Annotated in this window: 17 protein-coding genes; 6 read left to right on the top strand and 11 right to left on the bottom strand. The window is 67.5% G+C overall.

Annotation, left to right across the window (positions count from 1 at the left end; translation table 11 throughout):
• The first annotated feature begins 6 nt into the window (after positions 1-6).
• From OU994_RS12300 to OU994_RS12315, 4 genes are all read left to right on the top strand, one after another.
• Positions 7-1095 (top strand): hybrid sensor histidine kinase/response regulator, encoded by a 1089-nt coding sequence (locus OU994_RS12300; protein ID WP_281611629.1) that lies wholly within the window; start codon positions 7-9, stop codon positions 1093-1095.
• Positions 1092-1559 carry a two-component system response regulator gene (locus OU994_RS12305; RefSeq protein ID WP_281610969.1) on the top strand — a complete coding sequence of 156 codons (468 nt, stop codon included), beginning with the start codon at positions 1092-1094 and terminating at the stop codon, positions 1557-1559. Before OU994_RS12300 ends, OU994_RS12305 begins: the two co-directional genes overlap by 4 nt.
• A 91-nt stretch (positions 1560-1650) precedes the next feature.
• Positions 1651-2361, top strand: coding sequence for a hypothetical protein (locus OU994_RS12310; RefSeq protein ID WP_281610970.1), 711 nt, complete (start codon positions 1651-1653; stop codon positions 2359-2361).
• 169 nt (positions 2362-2530) lie between these two features.
• The gene (locus OU994_RS12315) at positions 2531-3313 is read left to right on the top strand and encodes a GNAT family N-acetyltransferase (RefSeq protein ID WP_281610971.1); all 783 of its coding nucleotides are present in this window, start codon (positions 2531-2533) and stop codon (positions 3311-3313) included.
• A 323-nt stretch (positions 3314-3636) separates the two neighbouring features.
• Here the strand turns inward: OU994_RS12315 and OU994_RS12320 are convergent, their stop codons facing one another.
• The 8 genes from OU994_RS12320 to OU994_RS12355 form a co-directional block, all read right to left on the bottom strand.
• Positions 3637-6825, bottom strand: a complete 3189-nt coding sequence (locus OU994_RS12320; protein WP_281610972.1) for an efflux RND transporter permease subunit — start codon at positions 6823-6825, stop codon at positions 3637-3639.
• A 2-nt stretch (positions 6826-6827) separates the two neighbouring features.
• Positions 6828-8057 (bottom strand): efflux RND transporter periplasmic adaptor subunit, encoded by a 1230-nt coding sequence (locus OU994_RS12325; RefSeq protein ID WP_131146638.1) that lies wholly within the window; start codon positions 8055-8057, stop codon positions 6828-6830.
• 249 nt (positions 8058-8306) lie between these two features.
• On the bottom strand, positions 8307-8594 hold the full coding sequence (locus OU994_RS12330) for a hypothetical protein (protein WP_131146637.1): 288 nt from the start codon (positions 8592-8594) through the stop codon (positions 8307-8309).
• Between the two features lie 293 nt (positions 8595-8887).
• Complete coding sequence (locus OU994_RS12335; RefSeq protein WP_131146636.1) at positions 8888-9562, bottom strand: ABC transporter ATP-binding protein; 675 nt, start codon at positions 9560-9562, stop codon at positions 8888-8890.
• Positions 9563-9627: 65 nt separating this feature from the next.
• Positions 9628-10422 carry a phosphonate ABC transporter, permease protein PhnE gene (gene phnE, locus OU994_RS12340; protein ID WP_373922587.1) on the bottom strand — a complete coding sequence of 265 codons (795 nt, stop codon included), beginning with the start codon at positions 10420-10422 and terminating at the stop codon, positions 9628-9630.
• 7 nt (positions 10423-10429) lie between these two features.
• Positions 10430-11275, bottom strand: a complete 846-nt coding sequence (locus tag OU994_RS12345) for an ABC transporter permease (protein ID WP_281610973.1) — start codon at positions 11273-11275, stop codon at positions 10430-10432.
• A gap of 30 nt (positions 11276-11305) precedes the next feature.
• On the bottom strand, positions 11306-12160 hold the full coding sequence (locus OU994_RS12350) for a phosphonate ABC transporter ATP-binding protein (RefSeq protein ID WP_281610974.1): 855 nt from the start codon (positions 12158-12160) through the stop codon (positions 11306-11308).
• Positions 12160-13020, bottom strand: a complete 861-nt coding sequence (locus tag OU994_RS12355) for a putative selenate ABC transporter substrate-binding protein (protein WP_281610975.1) — start codon at positions 13018-13020, stop codon at positions 12160-12162. The genes OU994_RS12350 and OU994_RS12355 overlap by 1 nt, the downstream gene beginning before the upstream one ends.
• 218 nt (positions 13021-13238) lie before the next feature.
• Between OU994_RS12355 and egtD the strand changes: the two genes are divergently transcribed.
• Both egtD and egtB read left to right on the top strand, forming a co-directional pair.
• Positions 13239-14234, top strand: coding sequence for an L-histidine N(alpha)-methyltransferase (egtD, locus tag OU994_RS12360; RefSeq protein ID WP_373922615.1), 996 nt, complete (start codon positions 13239-13241; stop codon positions 14232-14234).
• Between the two features lie 2 nt (positions 14235-14236).
• On the top strand, positions 14237-15490 hold the full coding sequence (egtB, locus tag OU994_RS12365; RefSeq protein WP_281610977.1) for an ergothioneine biosynthesis protein EgtB: 1254 nt from the start codon (positions 14237-14239) through the stop codon (positions 15488-15490).
• Between the two features lie 164 nt (positions 15491-15654).
• Here the strand turns inward: egtB and leuA are convergent, their stop codons facing one another.
• The 3 genes from leuA to senB all read right to left on the bottom strand — a co-directional run bounded on the left by leuA (position 15655) and on the right by senB (position 20117).
• On the bottom strand, positions 15655-17352 hold the full coding sequence (leuA, locus tag OU994_RS12370) for a 2-isopropylmalate synthase (protein WP_281610978.1): 1698 nt from the start codon (positions 17350-17352) through the stop codon (positions 15655-15657).
• A 756-nt stretch (positions 17353-18108) separates the two neighbouring features.
• Positions 18109-19158 carry a selenide, water dikinase SelD gene (gene selD / locus OU994_RS12375; protein WP_281610979.1) on the bottom strand — a complete coding sequence of 350 codons (1050 nt, stop codon included), beginning with the start codon at positions 19156-19158 and terminating at the stop codon, positions 18109-18111.
• The gene (gene senB, locus OU994_RS12380; RefSeq protein ID WP_281610980.1) at positions 19155-20117 is read right to left on the bottom strand and encodes a selenoneine biosynthesis selenosugar synthase SenB; all 963 of its coding nucleotides are present in this window, start codon (positions 20115-20117) and stop codon (positions 19155-19157) included. The genes selD and senB overlap by 4 nt, the downstream gene beginning before the upstream one ends.
• Positions 20118-20124: the final 7 nt, after the last annotated feature.

A 20124-nucleotide genomic window follows, 5' to 3' on the forward strand; every position in this document is an offset into this window, starting at 1 on the left:
CCCGGCATGACGGGCCGTGTGCTGCTGGTGGAAGACAATCCCGTCAACCAGCAGATCGCCGCCGAGCTGATGGCGATCCAGGGCATCGCGGTGGAATTCGCCGGCAACGGCCGCGAGGCGCTGGACCGGCTGGCGCAGGTGGGCCCCGGCCACTACGACCTGATGCTGATGGACCTGGAGATGCCGCTGCTCGATGGGCACCAGGCCACGCTGGAGCTGCGCCGTGACCGCCGCTTCGACGGCCTGCCGGTGATCGCGATGACGGCCCATGCGCTGGCCGACGTGCGCGAGCGCTGCCTGGCCGAGGGCATGCAGGATTACGTGACCAAGCCGATCGATCCGGACCTGCTGTATGCCACGCTGGCGCGCTGGCTGGGCCGGGCCATGCCGCCGGTGGCGCCGCGGCCGCCGCGCGCGCCGGGGCAGGATGGCCTGCCGCTGCTGCCGGGGATCGACACGGCGCGCGGCCTGCGCCACGTGGCCGGCAACGAGGCGCTGTACCTGCAATTGCTGGACCGCTTCCGCCATTCGCAGCGCGAGGCCGCCGGCGACGTGGCGACCGGCCTGCTGCGCTGCGAGCGCGACAGCGCCCGCCAGCGTGCCCACACGCTGCGCGGCGTGGCCGGCAACGTGGGTGCCAATGCCGTAGAGGCGGCGGCACGCGCCATCGAGGAATTGCTCGACCGGGACGAGGCGCCGGCCGCCCCGCTGGTCGAGGAACTGACCACGGCGCTGCGCACCGCCGTCGACGGACTCGATGCCCATTTCGCCGCCGCGCCGGACGCCGGCGAGGCGGCCGGAGCCCGAGACCGGGCCGGCGTCGAGGATGCGGCGGCAAACGGGGACGCGAACAACGCGGAAGACGGGGAAGTAACGGCATCCCCGGCCGGCGCCGGTGGCGCGGCCCTGGCGCATCTGCGCGAACTGCTGGGCGCCTACAGCGGCGACAGCAACGAGTACTTTGCCGGCGCGCGCACCGCGCTGGCCGCGGTGCTGCCGCCCGCGGCGCTTGAGCGCGTTGCCGCACACATCGCCGGTTACGAATTCGACGCAGCGCGCGAGGTGCTCGATGCCGCCGCCGGGGAGACACCATGAATGCCGACCGCCCCACCATCCTGGTCGTCGACGATACGCCGGACAACATCATGCTGCTGACGGCGCTGCTGAAGGACCGGTACCGGACCAAGGTGGCCACCAACGGCGCCACGGCCCTGCAGATCCTGGCGGCCGGCGGAGTCGACCTGGTGCTGCTGGATGTGATGATGCCGGACATGGATGGCCATGAAGCGTGCCGGCGCATCGTGCGGGACCCGCGCAGCGCCGACGTGCCGGTGATCCTGCTGACGGCGAAGAGCCAGCCGGAAGACGAGGCGCGCGGCCTGGGGGCGGGCGCCGTCGACTACATCACGAGGCCGATCAGCCCGCCCATCCTGTTCGCGCGCGTCGCCACCCACCTGGCGTTGCGCGCGGCGCGCCGCGAACTGGCGAGCCGCAACGCGGAACTCGAGGCCCTGCTGGCCCGGCGCCCCGCGAGTACCGACGGGAGTGCAAGCGGGTAACTTGAGATTCCACAAGAAATGAAGGGGCAGGTGCTCTTTCCCTGAAAATAGTATATATTATTTATATAGTTCAACTTTTCCAGGAGCATCCATGAATGCCAAGACCGACGTGATCAAGACTTCCGCCGATACCGCCACCAAGCCCGCCGCACCCGCGGCCGCCGACAAGCCGGCCACCCGGCCGGCGGCGCGCAAGGGCGCCGTGAAGGAAGCCGCCGTGAAGGACGCCTCCGTTATCGAGTCGCAGCCTGCCGCACCGGCCAAGGCGAAAGCGCCGAAAGCCGCGCCGAAGGCGGAAGCGGCCGTTCCCGCCAAGCCGAAAGCGGCCAAGCCAGCGGCCGCGCCGGATGCCAAGCCGGCCGCAAAGCCGGTAGCCAAGGCGGAAGCGGAAGTGCCCGCCAAGCCGGCCGCCGCCAAGCCCGCCAAGGCCAAGGCAGCGCCGGCCCAGGCACCGCAGAAGGCCGTGAAGGCGGCACCGGCGGCGGCCGAAGCAAAACCGGCCAAGGCCACCAAGGCGGCCGCCAAGCCGGCCAAGGCAGCGAAGGCCGTGGCCAAGCCGGCCGAGAAGGCCGCGGCGCCGCGCAAGGAACGCCTGGTGCGCGACAGCTTCACGATGCCGGAAGCGGAATACGCGGTGCTCGGCGACGTGAAGAAGGCGTGCCTGAAAGCCGGCTTCGAGATCAAGAAAAGCGAACTGCTGCGTATCGGCGTGGCGCTGATCAGCCAGATCGACATGGCCACGCTGCAGAGCGTGCTCGCCTCGCTGCCGCAACTGAAGACGGGCCGCCCGAAGAAGGACTGACGGCCCGGAGAAACCCGGCCGCGCCGGCGGGGCGGCCGGCGCACTGGCTTCCAGCCTGGAAGCTGATGCGCCGGCGCCACGGTCACCGAACCGACACGCCGCTGTCATGTTGTTGAAGTAATCCATCGCTACGCTGTGCTTCGTCTCCACTTCACCGAGAGGACGAAGCATGCAGCAGACGACCATCGCCACCGGCGCGCGCGCCCCGCGCCCCCGCCTCATCACGAGCATCGCCGCCAGCCCCGAGGAATTGCGCGAGGCGCAGCGCCTGCGCTACCGCGTCTTCATCGAAGGCATGGACCTGGCGGCGCTGGCGCGGCCGGACGGCCTCGATTGCGACGAGTTCGACGAACACTGCGACCACCTGCTGGTGCGCGACGCCATCACGCAGGAAGTGGTGGGTACCTATCGCGTGCTGGCGCCGGCCGGCGCGCGCCGGCTGGGCCGGCTTTATTCCGAGGGCGAGTTCGACATGGGCCGCCTGAACCCGCTGCGCAGCCGCATCATCGAAGCCGGACGCGCCTGCATCCACCCCAGCTATCGCGGCGGCAGCGTCATCATGCTGCTGTGGGCTGCGCTGGCCGAGTACATGCACCGGCATGGCTGCGACTACCTGGCCGGCTGCGCCAGCATCAGCCTGGCCGACGGCGGCCATAACGCCGTCGCCGTGTTCCGCGAACTGCGCGAAACGCGCATGGGTCCCGCCGAATACCGCGTCACGCCGCACCTGCCATTCCCGCACAGCCGGATCGAACCCGCCGCCAGCGCCATCCTGCCGCCGCTGCTGAAAGGCTACATGCGCTCGGGCGCCTGGGTCTGCGGCGATCCGGCCTGGGACCCCGACTTCGACAGCGCCGACCTGTTCCTGCTGATGCCGCTGGCGAACCTGGACTCGCGGTATGCGAAGCACTACGGGGTGGATGGGACGGTGGAGATGGCGATCGCGGCGTGATCGCGCTGTTCGGCCGGCGGCAGTGGCGTACTGGCGTGGGGTAATGGTCCCTGACGCCGCCTGGATAAGCCACCCCAAGTGCAAATTCCGGGGTCAGGGAGGAGTCCTAGCCTGCAGGCCAGTACCGCTACGCCGGCAAGGAGCGATGCTCCTTGAAACCCCGGCTACGCCCCGCCGGGGTGAAGCAGGGGTTTCGCGAAGCATGCTTCGCGCCTGCGGAACGGTGCTGGCATGCAGGCCAGCATTCCTTCCTGACCCCTTCGCCGTTGAGGTGAATGCATGCGCTTTCAATATGCGGTGTTCTGCCCCCGCGACATCCAGCGTTACTTCACGACCCCACCCAGCCCCGTGTCCGCATGGTGCCGCTTGTGCGGCGCGCTGCCGGAGATGCGCAGCGCGAAGGTGCGCAGCAGCACGTAGAACAGCGGCGTGAGGAACAGGCCGAAGAAGGTCACCCCCAGCATGCCGGCGAACACGGCGACGCCCATGGCGTGCCGCATCTCGGCGCCGGCGCCGCTGGAAAACACCAGCGGCAGCACGCCCATGATGAAGGCGATCGACGTCATCAGGATCGGCCGCAGCCGCAGCCGGCAGGCTTCCAGCGCGGCCTGTACCACGCTGCGGCCATGGTCTTCCAGCTCGCGGGCAAATTCCACGATCAGGATCGCGTTCTTCGACGCCAGCCCGACCAGCACGAACAGGGCGATCTGCGTGAACACATTGTTGTCGCCGCCGGTGAGCTTCACGCCGACCAGCGCGCACAGGATCGACATCGGCACGATCAGGATCACGGCCAGCGGCAGGGTCCAGCTTTCATACTGCGCGGCCAGCACGAGGAAGACCAGCAGCACGCACAGCGGGAAGACGAACACCATCGTGTTCCCGGACAAAATTTCCTGGTACGTCAGTTCGGTCCATTCATACGTGATCCCCTTGGGCAACGTGTCGCGCGCCAGGGCCGTCATGGCTTCCTGCGCCTGGCCCGACGACACGCCGGGCGCCGGGCCGCCGCTGATGTCGGCCGCCAGGTAGGCGTTGTAGCGGTTCACCATGTCCGGCCCGTACGTGTCGCTGAGGCGCATCAGCGACGACAGCGGAATCATCTCGCCCTTGTCGCTGCGCACCTTCAGCTGGGCGATCTGCTCGCGCTGCGAGCGGAATGGCGCATCGGCCTGCACCACCACCTGGTAGGTGCGGCCGAACTGGTTGAAGTCGTTCACGTACAGCGAGCCGAGGTTGATCTGCAAGGCCTGGTACACCGATTGCAGCGGCACGCCGAGCTGCTTGGCGCGCGTGCGGTCGACATCGGCGAACAGTTGCGGCACGTTGATCTGGTAGCTGGAGAACACGCCGGCCAGCTGCGGGTTCTGCCACGCCTTGGCCTGCAGCGCCTGCACCGCGCCGTACAGCGCGTCGTAGCCGAGATTGCCGCGGTCCTCGACCATCATCTTGAAGCCGCCGATGGAGCCCAGGCCGTTCACGGGCGGCGGCGGGAAGACCATGATGAAGGCATCCTCGATCGCCCCCAGCCGCTTGTTGACCTCGGCCGCGATGGCGTCGCCCGACAGGTCGCCCGAGGTTCGCTGGTCGAACGGCTTCAGGCCGATGAACACGATGCCCGTGTTCGGCGCGTTGATGAAGCCGTTGATCGACAGGCCCGGAAAGGCCACCGAGTCCATCACGCCCGGTACATCCTTGGCGATCGCCGACATGCGGCGGATCACCGCGTCGGTGCGGTCCAGCGTGGCCGCGTCGGGCAATTGCGCGAAGCCGACCAGGTACTGCTTGTCCTGCTGCGGCACGAAGCCGGCCGGCACGGCGCGGAACACGAACACGGCGGCCACGGTCAGCACCAGGTAGACGCCGATGCCCAGGCTCTTGCGCGCCATCACGCCCTGCACGCCGCGGCCGTAGGAGGCGGAGGCGCGGCCGAAGAAACGGTTGAACCAGCCGAAGAACGGCCCCAGTACCTTGTCCATCGCGCGCGTCAGGCGATCCTTCGGCGCATCGTGCGCGCGCAGCAAGGCTGCCGACAAGGCCGGCGCCAGCGTCAGCGAACACAGTGCCGAGATCACGGTGGAGATCGCGATGGTCAGCGCGAACTGGCGGTAGAATTGGCCCGTCAGCCCCGCCACGAAGGCGATCGGCACGAACACGGCGCACAGCACCAGGGCGATCGCGATGATCGGGCCGGACACTTCCTTCATCGCCTGGATCGTCGCATCGTGCGGCGTCAGCCCGGCGGCGATGTTGCGCTCGACGTTTTCGACCACCACGATGGCGTCGTCGACCACGATGCCGATGGCCAGCACGAGGCCGAACAGCGACAGCGTGTTGATCGAAAAGCCGAACAGCAGCATCACGGCGAAGGTGCCCACGATCGATACGGGCACCGCCAGCAGCGGGATGATCGAGGCGCGCCACGTCTGCAGGAACACGATCACCACCAGCACCACCAGCGCCACCGCTTCGAGCAGCGTATGGATGACGGCGCGGATCGATTCGCGCACGAACTGCGTGGGGTCGTAGACGACCTGCCATTCCACGTCCTCGGGGAAGTCCGCTTCCAGCCGTTTCAGCGTGGCGCGCACGTCCTCGGAAAGCTGCAGCGCATTCGCGCCGGGCGCCTCGAAGATGCCGATCGCGGCCGCCGACTTGTTGTTCAGCAGCGAGCGCAGCGAATACGAGTTCGAGCCCAGTTCGATGCGGGCCACGTCGCGCAGCAGCGTGACGGCGCCGTCGTCGCCGGTGCGCACGATGATGGCGCCGAATTCGTCGACCGTCTTCAGGCGCCCGGTCGTGTTGACGGTGAGCTGGAACTGCGAACCCTTGGTGGGCGAGGCGCCCACCACGCCGGCCGCCACCTGCACGTTCTGCTCGCGGATCGCGTCCGTCACGTCGGCCGCGGTCATGCTCCGCGCGGCCAGCTTCTGCGGGTCGATCCATACGCGCATCGCGTAGTCGCCGGCGCCGAACAGGATCACCTCGCCCATGCCGGGGATGCGCGACAGCTGGTCCTTCACGTTCAGCACCGCGTAGTTGCGCAGGTAGACGTCGTCGTAGCGGCCCTTCGGCGACACCAGGTGGGCCACCAGCGTCAGGTTGGGCGACGACTTGGCCGTCGTCACGCCGATCTGCCGCACTTCCTCGGGCAGGCGGGGCAGGGCGCGCTGCACGCGATTCTGCACCTGGGTTTCGGCCTGCTCGACATTGGTACCCACCTTGAACGTGACGGTCAGCGCCAGCGCGCCATCGGAGGTGCCCTTGGAGTCCATGTACAGCATGTGCTCGACGCCGTTGATCTGCTCTTCCAGCGGCGCGGCCACCGTTTCGGCGATCACCTTCGGGTTCGCGCCGGGATACTGGGCGCGCACCACTACCGAAGGCGGCACCACTTCCGGGTACTCGGAAATGGGCAGCGAGACGATGGACATGAGGCCGGCCACGAAGATCAGGATCGACAGCACGGCCGCGAAGATCGGCTTGTCGACGAAGAAGCGGGGAAAGTTCATGGTCAGCTCGCTTTCGCCTGTGCCGCCGTGTCGCTGCCCGCGCGCGCCGGCGCATCGGGATCGGTATCCATCGGTACCAGCTTGGCCTGCACGGGCGCGCCTGGCCGCACCCGCTGCAGGCCGCCCACCACGATCTGCTCGCCGGGCGCCAGGCCCTTGCGCACCACGCGCAAGCCGTCCGCCGCAGGGCCCAGCACCACCGGCCGGTACTCGGCCTTGCCGTTCTTCACGACGTAGACGAACTTGCGGTCCTGGTCCGTGTTCACGGCGCGGTCGTGGATCAGCAGCGCCCGCGCGGCGCCGCCGCCCTCGCCATGGTTGCCGCCGGCGATCTGCACGCGCGCGAACAGTCCGGGCACCAGCGTGCCATCCTCGTTGGCGAAGGTGGCGCGCATGCGCACGCTGCCGGTGGCCGGATCGAGGCGGTTGTCGACGAATTCCAGCTTGCCTTCGTGCGGAAAGCCGGTTTCGTTGGCCAGGCCGATCCGCACGGCCACCGGCGCCTGCCGGCCCTGCCCGGTCCGCGAACGCACGCGCAGGTAGGTATCCTCGTCGCCGTCGAAGCTGGCGTAGATGCGGTCGGTGGAAACGACGGAGGTGAGCACGGCGCTCTGGTCGACCAGGTTGCCGACGGTAATCTCAGCCTTGCTGACCCGGCCGTCGATCGGCGCCGTCACGCGCGTGTAGGCCACGTTCAGGCGTGCCGTCTCGACCTCGGCCCGCGCCGAGCGGGCGGCTGCCTCCAGGTCCTTTTGCGACGCGGCGCGCTCGTCGAATTCGCGGGCCGCGATGGCGCGGTCGGCCAGCAGCCGTTCGGCACGCGCCAGTTCCACCTTGGCCAGTTCGGCGCGGGCGCGGGCTGAACTCGCGTTGGCCTCGGCCCGACCGAGTTCGGCCTGGTAGGGCCGCGCGTCGATGGTGAACAGCGCCTGGCCCTTCTTCACCATGGTGCCGGGCGTGAATTGCACGGCGGTGATGTAGCCGGGCACGCGCGGGCGGATCTCGACCCGTTCGACCGCTTCGAGGCGGCCGGAAAATTCCTGTGTCTCGACGATGTCCCGTTCCACCACGACGGCGGCCGAAACCGGCGACGGCGGCGGGGCGGCGGCAGCGGCGGGCTGGCCGCCGGCCCGGTCGCAACCGATGAGCAGCAGGGGGATGGACAGCGTCAAAACCAGCGCGGCGGCCGCGCACTGTGGACGATGGAAACGCAGGCGTAACGGCTCGGTCATCGCTTTCCTCCAGAGGTGGCAGGCATGCCATGCACCAGTCTAGGGCGGACAGCAGAGGGCGGCTTCTCCCGAAGGTGAGAAGTCGGGCATGCAGTTTATTCGGGAAGCGTGACGGGAAGCGGGGCCGGAGAATCAAGCCGGAGAATCAGGCCGGAGAATCAAGCCGGAGCACAGGATACAGCGGGGAGTTACTGCGGAAGGAAGAAGAAGGGCGCCGGGAAAGCGATGCCGGCGCCAGGCATTGCACCGTCAGTGCACGGACGCATTGGTGAGTTCTTTGAGTTCCCTGATGCTCAGTTCGGATTTCTCGTGCATGCGCAACAGGATCGTGGCACCAACGGCCAGCTTGCGATGCCGGATCTTGCTGATGATCGGCGGCTGCACCTCGAGCACCCGGCACAACTCGGCGTCGTTCTTGAGGTTCATCCGTTCGATCAGCGTATCCAGCAACTTGTTCGGCACGAAGCTGGAAGGTTCCAGCGCCCGCGCCCGGTTCATTGCTTCGATGAGTTCCATTTTCTTTTGCCTTACGCTCATTTGCTCCTCCCTCAGTATGAATTGCGTGAAAAGGCGTGGCGGCTTGTTGGAGGTCTAAATATATTAATAACCAAGCAAGTTATCTAAATCATACTACGGTTGCGAAAAAAAGCGCGCGTGCTATACAAAAAATATGACGTGTTAATGACTAAACGGCTTGACACTACCGGTTCACTAGGTAGTGGCGTGAGCTTGAAAGTCAAGCGGGAAGTCAAGCGCTTGGTTCGGGCGAGCGAAACGGGCCCCATGCCAGGTGGGGAGCGTGGCATGCAAGCCGTGCCGTGCTGCCGCGATCAGTTGCCTGGCGGACTCGCCGCGTCGTGCAGGCCGGCGCGCGTCAGGATCAGCGTGCGATCGGCCATGGCCGCAGCCGCTTCGGAGTGGGTGACCATGATCGTGCAGGCGCCGCTGGCGCGGATCTCGGTGCGCAGCACAGCCAGCACCGCATGCGCGGTGTCGGGGTCGAGGTTGCCGGTGGGCTCGTCGGCCAGCACGAGCGCGGGGCGGTGCACGAGCGCGCGGGCGATCGCCACCCGCTGCATTTCGCCACCGGACAATTCATGCGGATAACCATGCTCGCGGCCCGCCAGGCCGACGGCGGCCAGCATCTCGGCGGCGCGCCCTTGCGGCATGCCGTTGAGTAACAGCGGCAGCGCCACGTTCTGCAACAATGTCAGGTGGGGCAGGACGTGGAAGGCCTGGAAGATGAAGCCCATGCGCTGGCGGCGCAGGCGCGTGGCGGCGTCGTCGTCGAGCGAGGCCATGGCGATGCCGTCGACGAGGATCGGCGCCGCAGCGCCGGGATCGGGATGGTCGAGCCCGGCGATCAGGTTCAGCAATGTCGATTTGCCGACCCCCGAATCGCCCATGATCGCCACGAACTCGCCGGCCTGGAAGCGGTAGGACAGTTTCGACAGCACCGGGCGGTTGCCCCCGTACGATTTGCTCAGCTCGCGCAATTCCAGCATGTTGTCCCGTCATCGAAGATGTTGAAAGCTTGTTTGGCCAATCAGCCGGCCACTGGCCCGGCCGATTACCTGGTCAGGATGCGGCGCAGCCAGAAGCTGGCGCCGTCCACCAGCGCCACCAGCAGCAGCATCGCCAGGATCACCGTGGCGGCCTTCTGCATCTGGAACAGCGACAGGTGGTATTTCAGCATCTGGCCCAGGCCGCCCGCGCCGACCACTCCGAGGATGGCGGCGGCGCGGATATTGTTTTCCCAGCGGTACAGCGTGTAGGACAGCATTTGCGGCAGGGTCTGCGGCAGCGTGGCATAGAGGAACGCCGCCATCGGCGTGGCGCCGTTGGTCCGCAGGCTTTGCTCGGGCAGCGGGGTGGCGTTTTCCAGGGCGTCGGCGAACAGCCGGCCCAGCACGCCGGCCGTGTGCGCGCCCAGCGCCAGGGCGCCGGGGAACGGCCCCAGGCCCGCGGCGATGAGCAGCACCGAGGCCCACACCAGTTCGGGAATCGAGCGCAGCACGTTCAGCACCGCGCGCACCGCGCCCCGCAATGGGCGGCCGAAGCGCCCGGCGGCGGGAATCGCCAGCAGCACCCCGGCCACCACGGCCAGCAGCGTGCCGACGGCGGACATCGCCAGCGTTTCGGCGGTGGCGACCGCCGTCTTCGCCAGGAAGCCGCTGCCCGTTTCGGGCGGCGCGAAGCCGGCGATGAATTCGGCCACGCTCGATACCGCCTCGGCCGTGAAAAAGGCGGCGAACTGCAGCGGCAGGCTGGCGAAGCTGGCGACCACCAGCGCGGCCAGCAGCAGCGCCATGACGGCACCGGACCAGCGGCGCGGCGGACGGGAAGGCATGCGGGGAGTCGTCATGGCCGGTTCATCCGAGGCGGCTGCGCAGCTGTTTCGAGACCAGGTCGGCGCAGGCGACGAGCAGCACGAACACCAGCAGCATCGCCGACACTTCGCCGCCGGCCAGCATCTTCATCGATTCATCCATGCGCTGGCCAAGGCCGCCGGCGCCGACGAAGCCCATCACGACCGAGCCGCGGATCGCGCATTCCCAGCGGTACACGGTATACGACACCAGTTCGGACGCCGATTCCGGCAGGGCGCCGTACAGCAGCGCCGCCATGCGCGATCCGCCATTGGCCAGCAGCGTGTCGCTGGCATGCCGCTCGGACGATTCGAGGATCTCGGCATATACCTTGCCCAGCATGCCGCAATAGGTGAGGGCGATGGCCAGCACGCCGGCGGTGGGGCCGAGGCCGATGATGCGCACGAACAGCAGCGCCCACACCAGTTCCGGCACGCTGCGCAGCAGCACCAGCAGCCAGCGCACGGCTTGCCGCACGGCGCGCGACAGCGGCGCCATGCGGCCGGTGCCCAGGCGTGAAATCGACAGCCGCTCGGTGATCAGCAGCGTGGCGGGAATGGCGCCCAGCAGGGCCAGCGTGAGGCCGGCCGTAGCGATGGCCACCGTCTGCCAGGTTTCGCGCAAAAGCAGCCACAGGAATTCGGGCGAGTGCGCCGGCGGCAGGAAATCGGCGAGGAAGCGCAGCGTGGCGGCCAGGCTGTCGCCTTCGAACAGGATGGCCGGCTTGAATTCGCTGGCCACCAGCATCGGCCACAGGATCAGCAGTGCGACGATGGTGTACGTGACACGGCCGCGCCACGCGGGATCGGGGTGGCGCTCGGCATAGGAAGCGGCGGGAATGCTCTGCATTGGATGGCGTACGGCGGCGGGAGACCGGGGCTACAGGCAGGCGCCCACGGCGAGTTTCGCCGGCAGGTCGTCCGGATGGGGCGTGTTGGCGGGCGGTTGTTCGTTCAGGTAGAGCTCGTCGATCATGGCCTGGGTGACCTGGTCGCGCGGCAGGTCGAACACGATGCGGCCTTCCTTCAATGCCACGATGCGGGGGAAATGCGCCAGCGCCAGGTCGACCTGGTGCAGGCTGCACACGAGGGCGGCATTGCGCGCCGCCGCTTCCTGCTGCAGCGTGGCCAGGGTGAGTTGCGACAGGGCCGGGTCGAGCGCCGACAGGGGTTCGTCGACCAGCAAGGCCTGCGCCGACGACAGCAGCAGCCGCGCCAGGCCGCAGCGCTGCCGCTCGCCGCCGGACAGGCGGTCGACGCGCGCATACAGCTTGTCGCCCAGGTTGAAGCGGGACAGGGCGCGCCATGCCGCCTCGGGGTCGGACGGCCTGACCAGCGAGACCAGCGCCTGCCACAGGTTCCACTGCGGCAGCCGCGCGGCCAGGACGGCGGTGACCACGCGCTGGCGCGGCGGCAGCGGCGGCGTTTGCGGCGCCAGGAACAGCCGGGCGCGCAGCTGGTGCCGCTGGCGGTCGGACAGCAGCCATGGCTGGACGCCGAACGCCTCGAAGCTGCCGCTGTCCGGCATGTGGCCCACCGACAGCGTGGCCAGCAGCGTGGTCTTGCCGGCGCCGGAAGGGCCGATCAATGCCAGCTGCTCGCCGGGCTGCACGGACAGCGTGATGTCCTGCAGCGCATGGGCGCGCGTGCCGCCCGCATGGCGGGCGGACAGCCTGTCGAGCCGGTACACCGGCGTGCCGGCGGACACGGTGGTGCCCGTCACGCTATCGCCCATTACTTCTTCAGCAGGCCGGCGTTCTTTGCCGCTGCTTCGATGGCCACGTAGTTTTCAGCCTTGGTGGGAATGAATTTCGTGGCGCGCTGCAGTGCCAGGATTTCCTTGCCTTCCGGCGTGGCGGGATCGAGCGCCAGGAAGGCATCCGCGATCTTCTTCTTCAGGTCGGCCGGCATGTCGGCACGCACGGTCCAGTTGTAGTCATAGTAGGTGGGCGTGGTGTAGAACACGCGCACCTTGGCGGGATCGACCTTCTTCTCGCTCACCAGCTTTTCCCAGACCGAGATGTTCAGCGCGCCCGCATCGACCTTGCCCCCGGCGACCGCGGCCACGGTGGCGTCGTGCGCGCCGGAGAAGGCAATGCGCTTCAGGTCGCTGTCCGGATCGACCTGCGCGGCCAGCAGGAAGGAGCGGGGCATCAGGTGGCCGGACGTCGACGATTCGGAACCGAACGACAGCGTCTTGCCCTTCAGGTCGGCCAGCCTGGTGATGGCGGGCGAGGTGGTGATGAACACGGAGCGGAATTTTTCATCTTCCACGCGCTGCACCAGGGGCACCACCTGGCCCTTGCTGCGGTCCTTGGCCTGCACGAACGTGAAGCCGCCGAACCAGACCATGTCGAGCTTGTTGTTGACCAGGCCTTCCACCGAGGCGGCATAGTCCGTCACCGGCGTAAACTCGACCTTCAGGCCGGTTTTCTTGGACAGGTACTCGCCCAGCGGCTTGAACTTGCGCTGCAGCTCGGTCGGCGCTTCATCGGGAATGGCCGAGACGCGCAGCACCTGCTGGGCGTGCGCGGACAGGGAGAGCAGGGTGCCGAGGGCCAGTGCGCCGAGCGCACGTTTGAAGGTTGGTTTCATGATCAGGAAATAATTATGTTATTCAATGCGGCTGGCCAGGGGCTGCCCGACCGGGACGCTCTGCTTTTTGTAATTGAGTATCATAGCAAAACTGCCCTTGCCGCCCCGACAGTGTGTAACAGCCGGCCGGAACAAGCCGAAAGCACAGCCGAAAAGCACGACTGAACAGCACGACCGACAAGAACACTACCGAAAAGAACAGGAAGAGCGCCATGCCAATGACCAGAACCGCCGCCGCGCTGCGCGCGTTGCCGATCGACTCGTCCGGAGACCAGGACGGGCCGCATGGCGACCGTGCCACGATCGCCGAAATCCAGGCCGGGCTGCTTGCCCCGCAGGCGCGCACTTCGCCGAAGTACCTGTACGACAGCCTCGGATCGCGCCTGTTCGAAGCCATTTGCGAACTGCCCGAGTATTATCCCACACGTACCGAAGCGGCGATCTTCGCCGCGCATGGCGCCGACATCGCGCGCCGCATCGGCACCGGCAGCACGCTGATCGACCTGGGCGCGGGCAATTGCGCCAAGGCGGCCAGCCTGTTTCCCTTGCTGCAGCCGCAACAGTACGTGCCGATCGATATCTCGCGCGATTTCCTCAACGAGGCGGTCAGCCGCCTGCAGCAGCGCTTCCCGTCGATCGCGATGACGGCGCTGGCGCTCGACCTGTCGGGCCCGTTCGCGCTGCCGGCGGCGGTCCGTGCCGAGCGGCGCGTGTTCTTCTATCCCGGTTCGTCGATCGGCAATTTCGCGCCGCACGAAGCCATCGCCTTCCTGCGCCGCGTGCGCGAGAATACCCGTGGCGATGGCGGCCTGCTGATCGGCGTGGACCTGGCCAAGGATGCCGCCGTGCTCGATGCCGCCTACGACGACGCGATCGGCGTGACGGCCGCCTTCAACCTGAACATGCTGCGCCACGTGAACCACCTGACCGGCGCCGATTTCGACGTGCGCCAGTGGCGGCACGTGGCCTTCTTCAACGCCGAGGAAAGCCGCATCGAAATGCACCTGGAGGCGCGCACCGCGCTGACCGTGCACTGGCCCGGCGGCGAGCGCCGCTTCGCACGGGGCGAGCGCATCCACACCGAGGACAGCTACAAGTACACGCCGGACAGCTTCGCCGCGTTGCTGGCGCAAGCCGGCTTCACGGCCGACGCGGTATGGACCGACGACGCCGGCTGGTTCGCCGTGATGCACGCGCGCGCCGCGGAGGCCTGACCATGCAGCTGAACGACCCGGCCGTGTGGACGGCCCGCTACCGCGCCGTGCGCGAACATTCGCTGGCGCTGGCGGCGCCGCTGTCCGACGAGGATTGCGGCGCCCAGTCGATGCCGGACGCCAGTCCGATCAAGTGGCACCTGGCGCACACCACCTGGTTCTTCGAGACCTTCATCCTCGAAGCGCTGGAACCGGGTTTCCAGCCGTTCCACCCGGCGTTCCGCGTGCTGTTCAATTCCTATTACAACGGCGTGGGCCAGAAGCATCCGCGCCCGCAGCGCGGCTTGCTGACGCGCCCGCCGATGGCGCAGGTGCGCGCCTACCGGGCCGATGTCGACGCCCGCATCGCCGCGCTGATCGGCGGCGGCCTCGATGCCGCCGGCCGTTCGCGGCTCGCCGGGCTGCTGGTACTGGGCCTGCAGCACGAGCAGCAGCACCAGGAACTGATGCTGACGGACGTGAAGCACCTGCTGGCGCAGAACGGCCTGTACCCGGAATACCTGGCGCAGCCCTTGCCGGCCGCCGCGCCGGCGGGCGAGGCGGCCTGGCTGGCGTTCGACGGCGGCGTGACGGAAGTCGGCTACGATGGCGACGGCTTCTGCTTCGACAACGAACTGCCGCGCCACCGCCAGTTCGTGGAGCCGTTCGAACTGGCCTCGCGGCTCGTGACGAACGGTGAATACCTGGCCTTCATCGAGGCCGGCGGCTACCGCGATGCGGGCCTGTGGCTGGCCGAAGGCTGGGACTGGGTTGGCAGCCAGGGCCTGGACAAGCCGCTGTACTGGCACAAGGACGACGAGGGCAGGTGGTGCGAATTCACGCTGATGGGTTTGCAGCCGCTGGACCCGGAACGGCCGCCGGCGCACATCTCGCTGTTCGTGGAGGATGCCTATGCCCACTGGGCCGGCGCGCGCCTGCCGACCGAGGCCGAGTGGGAACATGCGGCGCGGCAGTCCGGCGCGGCACCGGGGGTGCCGCCCGCGCTGCCGCATCCGGGCGGCGCGGGCGGATCGGGCGTATTGCGCGACATGTTCGACCATTGCTGGCAGTGGACCAGCAGCAGCTACGCGCCATACCCCGGCTTCAAGCCCGCCGCAGGGGCGATCGGCGAGTACAACGGCAAGTTCATGGTGAACCAGTATGTGCTGCGCGGCTCGTCGTGCGCCACGCCGGCCGGGCATGCGCGGGCCAGCTACCGGAATTTCTTCCCTGCGGGGGCGAGGTGGCAGTTTACGGGGATCCGGCTGGCCAGGTGACTTGTATGCGCACTCCAAGACCAGAAGCAGGGGTCAGACCCGCCGGGGTGAAGCAGGGGTTTCGCGAAGCATGCATCGCGCCTGCGTAACGGTCCTGGCATGCATGCCAGGACTCCCTCCTGACCCCAGGGTTACGCCGTTGGGGTAACGGCCCGGTCAGCTGATCAAGCCGCGGCGTCGCTCGCCGCCGCCGGCACTTCTTCCTTCTGCCGCAGCTGGCGGTTCACCGCCGACAGCACGGCCTTGAACGACGCCGTGACGATATTGCTGTCGATGCCGGCACCGAACAGGGTGGGGCCGTTGTCGAGGCGCAGTTCGACATAGCAGGCCGCCTTGGCGTTGGCGCCGTGGCCGATCGCGTGCTCGTGGTAGTCCATCAGCTTGATGTCCAGGCCCAGCGCGTCGACGAACGCGTCGATCGGGCCGTTGCCGCCACCCTGCAGGGCCAGCGAGCCGCCGCGGTGCAGCAGGCCGATGTCGATCTGCACCGATTCATCGGCGCTGCTGTCTTCCACCATCTTGTGCGACACGTAGGCATACGGCGAGGTTTGCGCCAGGTACTCGCGTTCGAAGATCTCGTGGATGCCGTCGGAGGTGATTTCCAGGCCTGTCTGGTCGGCCACGGCCTGCACGGCGCGCGAGAATTCGATCTGCAGGCGGCGCGGCAGCACCAGGCCGTAATCCTGTTCCAGCAGGTAGCTCATGCCGCCCTTGCCGGACTGGCTGTTCACGCGGATCACCGCGTCGTAGCTGCGGCCCAGGTCTTGCGGGTCGATCGGCAGGTAGGGGATTTCCCATTCCGCGCCCGGCTGCTGTTTTGCAAAACCTTTCTTGATCGCGTCCTGGTGCGAACCGGAGAACGCGGTGAACACCAGGTCGCCCACGTACGGGTGGCGCGGGTGCACCGGCAGCTGGTTGCATTCCTCGACGACCTTGCGCACCGAATCGATGTCCGAGAAGTCCAGGCCCGGGTGCACGCCCTGGGTATACAGGTTCAGTGCCAGCGTGACCAGGTCGACGTTGCCGGTGCGTTCGCCGTTGCCGAACAGGCAGCCTTCGACGCGCTCGGCGCCGGCCAGCACGGCCAGTTCGGCGGAAGCGACGGCGGTGCCGCGGTCATTGTGCGGGTGGACGCTGATGATGACGGCGTCGCGGCGCTCGATGTTCCGGCACATCCATTCGATCTGGTCGGCATACACGTTCGGCATGCTGCATTCGACCGTCGTCGGCAGGTTGACGATCATCTTCTTTTCCGGCGTGGGCTGCCAGATGGCGGTCACCGCGTCGACGATCTGCTTGGAGAAGTCCAGTTCGGTCGTCGAGAACGATTCCGGCGTGTATTCGAACGTCCAGTTGGTTTCCGGGTGGTTGGCCAGCAATTCCTTCACCAGCGTGGTGCCGGTGGTGGCGATGTTCACGATCTCTTCGCGCGACATGTTGAACACGACTTTGCGGAACACCGGCGCCACCGAGTTATACAGGTGGACGATGGCGTTCTTCGCGCCGGCCGCGGCCTGCACGGTGCGGCGGATCAGTTCGTCGCGCGACTGGGTCAGCACGATGATGGTCACGTCGTCCGGGATGCGGTTCTCGTCGATCAGCTTGCGCACGAAGTCGAAATCCGTCTGCGATGCCGAGGGGAAGCCCACTTCGATTTCCTTCAGGCCCGTCTTGATCAGCAGGTCGAAGAAGCGCAGCTTCTTTTCCACGCTCATCGGCTCGATCAGCGCCTGGTTACCGTCGCGCAGGTCGGTGCTCATCCAGATCGGCGGGGTGGCGATGGTCTTGTTCGGCCAGGTGCGGTCGGCCAGTTGGACGGGCGGGAAGGCGCGGTATTTCGCGGCAGGGTTCTGCAACATCATGGTGTACTCCTGGGTTCTCGAATTTTGTCGGGCGGACCGGCGCTGTCGGTAGCGTTAGATCGGTGGCTTGTTACGTCGGTCGCATGCATGTGGCGGAGGGCTGCCTGGTGGGCCACGGGGCGCTAGACCAGGCAACCGGTCGCTAGCGATAGCGAGGCCGACAGCGGCGGCGTCGGCGACTGCGCGCGTGCGACGAATGCGGCGGTAAGGCAATGGATGGCGGGCATCGGTGCATCTTTCCTGGCTGTGAGACTTTGCGGCTTATGGCCGGCTTGGGAGGTACAGCGGTTGTGCAGCGCGCACAGTGGGTGAAACGATCAGGCGCGTGCTAGTAGGCGCGTTGCCAGCGGTAGGCTGGCAAGCGATAGCAGGAAAGCGGATAGTTGCGGATGCGTGAACATGGCATCAATGTAAGAGAACATGTTTGCTATTGTCAAGACAATTCGCCCGCGAATGTGGTATCGGGACCAGCGCGAAAACAGGTGACAGGTCTGATGCCATTGAGTTAAGCGTTTCCTGACACATTGAAAGCGCATGCATTCACCCCAACGGCGAAAGGCCGGGGTCAGACCGACGGGGTGAAGCAGGGGTTTCGCGAAGCATGCTTCGCGCCTGCGCAACGGTGCTGGCATGCCTGCCAGCACTCCCTTCTGACCCCGGAATTTGCACTTGGGGTGGGCTTAGAGCTGGAGCGCAGGCGCTGAGCGATGCTCCTGCTAGGCCACCGCTCTCGGAGCCGCTGTCCGACGCCGGCCCTCAGGCGGCGACTTGCACCCGCGGGTCGCCGGCCGCCATTTCACCGATGACGGCGGCGGCTTCGAAGCCGTTGCCGCGGAAGATGGCCAGCACGGCGTCGACGGCCGACGGATCGCACGACACCAGCAGCCCGCCCGAGGTTTGCGGGTCGGTCAGCAGCGTGTGCTGGGCCGGCGTGATGTTCGGCGACAGGGTCACGTCCTTGCCGTAGCCTTCCCAGTTGCGGCCGGAGGCACCGGTGAAGTAGCCGTCGTGCGCAAGCTGCTCGACGCCCGGCAGCAGCGGAATCTGCGACATCGCCAGCTTCGCGGTCAGCCCCGCGCCGCGCGCCAGTTCCAGCAGGTGGCCCAGCAGGCCGAAGCCGGTAACGTCGGTCAGCGCATGCACGCCGGGCAGTTCGGACAGCGCCTTGCCCGGCTTGTTCAGCTTCGTGGTGTTGGCGATCATGGCCGCGTAGCCTTCCTCGCCCAGCACGTTCTTCTTCAGCGCGGCCGACAGCACGCCCACGCCCAGCGGCTTGCCCAGCACCAGCACGTCGCCGGCCTTCGCATCGGCATTGCGCTTGATCTTCGACGGGTGCACCAGGCCCAGGACCACCAGGCCGTAGATCGGTTCCACGGAATCGATCGTGTGGCCGCCGGCGATCGGGATGCCCGCTTCGGCGCAGATCGATTCGCCGCCCTTGATGATGCGGCCGATGGTTTCCACCGGCAGCTTGTTGATCGGCATGCCGACCAGCGCCAGCGCCATGATCGGCGTGCCGCCCATTGCATACACGTCGGAAATCGCGTTGGTGGCGGCGATGCGGCCGAAGTCGAACGGATCGTCGACGATTGGCATGAAGAAGTCGGTGGTGGCGATCAGCGCCTGTTCGTCATTGAGCTTGTACACAGCCGCGTCGTCGGCCGTTTCGATACCCACCAGCAGTTCCTTCGGCACGGGGAAGCCGCTGGAATTCTTGAGGATCTCGGACAGCACGCCGGGCGCGATCTTGCAGCCGCAGCCGCCGCCGTGCGAGAACGAGGTAAGTTTGATCGGTTCGGTAGTCATGTTCTTTTGCCAATTGAAGGTATTAAGTGAAACAGATTATCCACCAGGCGCAGCAATGCTGCCAGCTCCGCTTCGGGCGCGAACAGCGGGGCGCGGGCGGCGCACTGGGCACGCAGCGTGGCGATGAAGGCGTCGTCCTGCACGCTGCGGTCGATGAGGCGGGCCAGGGCGGCCGCGTCGCCGACCGGGAAGAATCCCGCGTAATCGTCGCCCAGCATGCCGCGGTTGCCGCTGATGTCGCTGGCCAGCACGGGCACGCTGCTGGTGATGGCCTCGACGATCACGTTGGCGCCGCCTTCCATCGTCGAGCAGACGGCCAGCGCGTGGCTGCGCCGGATGGCGTCGCGGGCGTACTCGCGCGGCGCGCCGCCCTGCCACGCGTAGTGCTCCACGGTGTCGTTCGTGCGTTCGGCCAGCCGTTCGAGGTCCGCGTCGAGCGCTGCGCCGATCTGCTGCAGGAAGACGCCGGGCGCCGTCACCAGCGCGGCGGCGCGCATGAACGTGGCCGGATCCTTCACCTCGCGCAGGTGGCCGACCATCGTGATGTCCTTGCGGCCGGGCACCCCCGGCAGCGTCGGCAGCGCGTCGGCGGATTGGTAGATCACGTGGGTGTTCGGCCGGACGATGTCGGGCAGTTCGCCGATCGCCGCCGGCTGCAGCACCACGAGCGCATCGGCCAGCAACACCGCGCATTCCGCGTCGGAGTCGCGATGGATGTCGTGGTACACGTCCGTCCCGGTCAGCACCAGGATGGCGGGGCGGTCGTCGTGGTACTCGCGGAACTCGCCCAGCGACCGGGCGGAGCGGCGCGCATGAAGCACGACCAGCAAGTCCGGCGCGGGCCACCGCGCCGACCAGCGCTCCTGCACCACCACGTCGTAGTCGTCGCGCAGGAAACGGGCCCAGCGGTCGGCCGTGTGCCAGTTGCCATTGTTGTCGCGCGCCGTGCCGGGGCTCACGATACAG

The organism is Pseudoduganella sp. SL102 (assembly GCF_027856995.1).
Classification (GTDB): domain Bacteria; phylum Pseudomonadota; class Gammaproteobacteria; order Burkholderiales; family Burkholderiaceae_D; genus Rugamonas; species Rugamonas albidiflava.

Coding starts and splice junctions, on each gene's coding strand:
- OU994_RS12325 (WP_131146638.1), bottom strand. CDS start 8,057: ATGACCGAGCCGTTACGCCTGCGTTTCCATCGTCCACAGTGCGCGGCC.
- phnE (WP_373922587.1), bottom strand. CDS start 10,422: ATGACGACTCCCCGCATGCCTTCCCGTCCGCCGCGCCGCTGGTCCGGT.
- selD (WP_281610979.1), bottom strand. CDS start 19,158: ATGACTACCGAACCGATCAAACTTACCTCGTTCTCGCACGGCGGCGGC.
- egtD (WP_373922615.1), top strand. CDS start 13,239: ATGACCAGAACCGCCGCCGCGCTGCGCGCGTTGCCGATCGACTCGTCC.
- OU994_RS12310 (WP_281610970.1), top strand. CDS start 1,651: ATGAATGCCAAGACCGACGTGATCAAGACTTCCGCCGATACCGCCACC.
- leuA (WP_281610978.1), bottom strand. CDS start 17,352: ATGATGTTGCAGAACCCTGCCGCGAAATACCGCGCCTTCCCGCCCGTC.
- OU994_RS12305 (WP_281610969.1), top strand. CDS start 1,092: ATGAATGCCGACCGCCCCACCATCCTGGTCGTCGACGATACGCCGGAC.
- OU994_RS12350 (WP_281610974.1), bottom strand. CDS start 12,160: ATGGGCGATAGCGTGACGGGCACCACCGTGTCCGCCGGCACGCCGGTG.
- OU994_RS12320 (WP_281610972.1), bottom strand. CDS start 6,825: ATGAACTTTCCCCGCTTCTTCGTCGACAAGCCGATCTTCGCGGCCGTG.
- OU994_RS12330 (WP_131146637.1), bottom strand. CDS start 8,594: ATGAGCGTAAGGCAAAAGAAAATGGAACTCATCGAAGCAATGAACCGG.
- OU994_RS12335 (WP_131146636.1), bottom strand. CDS start 9,562: ATGCTGGAATTGCGCGAGCTGAGCAAATCGTACGGGGGCAACCGCCCG.
- OU994_RS12315 (WP_281610971.1), top strand. CDS start 2,531: ATGCAGCAGACGACCATCGCCACCGGCGCGCGCGCCCCGCGCCCCCGC.
- OU994_RS12345 (WP_281610973.1), bottom strand. CDS start 11,275: ATGCAGAGCATTCCCGCCGCTTCCTATGCCGAGCGCCACCCCGATCCC.
- OU994_RS12355 (WP_281610975.1), bottom strand. CDS start 13,020: ATGAAACCAACCTTCAAACGTGCGCTCGGCGCACTGGCCCTCGGCACC.
- OU994_RS12300 (WP_281611629.1), top strand. CDS start 7: ATGACGGGCCGTGTGCTGCTGGTGGAAGACAATCCCGTCAACCAGCAG.
- egtB (WP_281610977.1), top strand. CDS start 14,237: ATGCAGCTGAACGACCCGGCCGTGTGGACGGCCCGCTACCGCGCCGTG.